Below are 1,530 nucleotides of genomic sequence, written 5' to 3' on the forward strand. Positions count from 1 at the left end.
AAGTTCAAATGGAAGCAAATGTGGCAAATCCGCGAAGGACTTGAAAGCGGCGTTGACGTGAGTATTTACGCCGATCCTAAATTCAGTGACCTGCAAATGGACGCAATTCGCATCGGGCTTGTAAAAGGCCTTGACGCAGCGTCTTATGCTGATCCGGAAATCGGATCATTTGAGATGAAACAAATACGAGAATCTATGGAAGAAGCGGCGTCTAAATGACGAACGGAAAACAAAAAGGCAAGCGCGGCGAGTTGGAATTTGCAAGACTTTGCCGCGCCAACGGCTGGGAAGTGCGCCGGACGGCGCAATACTGCGGAAACACGGGGGAAGCGGCCGACGTTGTCGGTCTTCCAGGCGTGCATGTGGAGGTCAAACGAGTAGAGCGGTTGAACATTGAGGACGCAATGGCGCAAGCGCGGCGCGATTCACAGAAGAGCGGACGCGTGCCAATTGTTGCGCATCGCAAAAATAACTGTGAATGGCTGATCACTATGAGTGTGTCTGATTGGTTTGAAATGTTTAGAGAATGGAAGGGTGAAAACAGTGATGGCAACTAGTATGACAGAGCCAATTATATCGCCTTGGTTGATTTATGCGATTGATATCTTAAATTCAATAAGTGGCGCTGCTACTTTCGTTTGCGTAGCGTCTGCCACAGCCCTTTTATTTTTGCTTTTGACTGGACTGGGCTGGGACTTTAATTCAGAGAATCGCCTTTGTAAGCGTGCCATTATAGCTTTTTTGTCTGCATTTTTAGTGGTAACGATCGTGCCGAATAAACGGACGTCTTATGAAATGCTTGCGGCGTCGTACGTGACTCCTGCTAACGTTGAGCACGCGGCGGATATTCTCAGTCGGTTCGCCGACAAAATCTTGAAATATAAGTGACGGGAGTGATCAAACATGACCAAAAATAAAGGCAAAACATTGGTAGACGAAATACAATACATTACCGACTTTTATGTTGACATGCAAGAAAATAAAGAGGCTTATGGATATGGCAAGCGTAATATTCAGGAAGATTTTGCAAAAGATATTATGCATGCCGTTCACTGTTGGCGGATGGAAAGATACGGTAACCCTAGGCACATTCTAAATGAATTAGTCGAAATTTTAATTGACAAAGACGTGGTAACGCTTTTTTTGGAAATGCATCGATTGGAAGAACAGCGACGGGAGGAGTAAGCCGTGAATGTAATAATGCTTGTAGTCATTCTTGCGGCACTTGCTTTCGTTGGGTGTCGGGAACTAATCAGGACAGACGAAAAGGAAAGTGAAAAATGAATAACGACATCATTAATCACCCGGCGCATTACACGGACGGGAAATTTGAAACGATTGAGGCGATTGAATCGTGGCGGCTTGGTTATCATCTGGGCAATGCCATTAAGTATATTTCACGAGCCGGTAAAAAATCTAAAGATACCGAATTAGAGGACTTACGAAAGGCTCGCTGGTATATCAGGCGCTATCTGATTCATCACCGTGACGATACGGAAAGCCTCAGCGCGGTAGAGTATGCCACGGATA

Annotated in this window: 5 protein-coding genes; all 5 read left to right on the plus strand. The window is 45.6% G+C overall.

Translation table 11 applies throughout. From position 1 onward, the window contains the following. Positions 1-219 (plus strand): hypothetical protein (locus KH813_RS06640; protein WP_303994554.1); only part of this gene is annotated, 219 nt, incomplete at its 5' end. Next, the gene (locus KH813_RS06645; protein WP_303994555.1) at positions 216-557 is read left to right on the plus strand and encodes a hypothetical protein; all 342 of its coding nucleotides are present in this window, start codon (positions 216-218) and stop codon (positions 555-557) included. The genes KH813_RS06640 and KH813_RS06645, both read left to right, overlap by 4 nt. Continuing rightward, positions 547-888: a hypothetical protein gene (locus KH813_RS06650; RefSeq protein WP_303994556.1), complete on the plus strand. Its 342-nt coding sequence runs from the start codon at positions 547-549 to the stop codon at positions 886-888. The genes KH813_RS06645 and KH813_RS06650 overlap by 11 nt, the downstream gene beginning before the upstream one ends. 15 nt (positions 889-903) lie before the next feature. Then, on the plus strand, positions 904-1,185 hold the full coding sequence (locus KH813_RS06655) for a hypothetical protein (protein ID WP_303994557.1): 282 nt from the start codon (positions 904-906) through the stop codon (positions 1,183-1,185). Positions 1,186-1,280: 95 nt separating this feature from the next. Continuing rightward, a partial coding sequence (locus KH813_RS06660) for a DUF3310 domain-containing protein (protein ID WP_303994558.1) occupies positions 1,281-1,530 on the plus strand: 250 nt, incomplete at its 3' end.

Origin of the sequence: Negativicoccus succinicivorans (assembly GCF_018373335.1) — a bacterium.
Lineage (GTDB): Bacteria > Bacillota > Negativicutes > Veillonellales > Negativicoccaceae > Negativicoccus > Negativicoccus succinicivorans_A.

What these genes read in the sequence shown, in the direction of transcription:
- KH813_RS06645 (WP_303994555.1), top strand. Translation starts at nt 216, where the DNA reads ATGACGAACGGAAAACAAAAAGGCAAGCGCGGCGAGTTGGAATTTGCA.
- KH813_RS06650 (WP_303994556.1), top strand. Translation starts at nt 547, where the DNA reads ATGGCAACTAGTATGACAGAGCCAATTATATCGCCTTGGTTGATTTAT.
- KH813_RS06655 (WP_303994557.1), top strand. Translation starts at nt 904, where the DNA reads ATGACCAAAAATAAAGGCAAAACATTGGTAGACGAAATACAATACATT.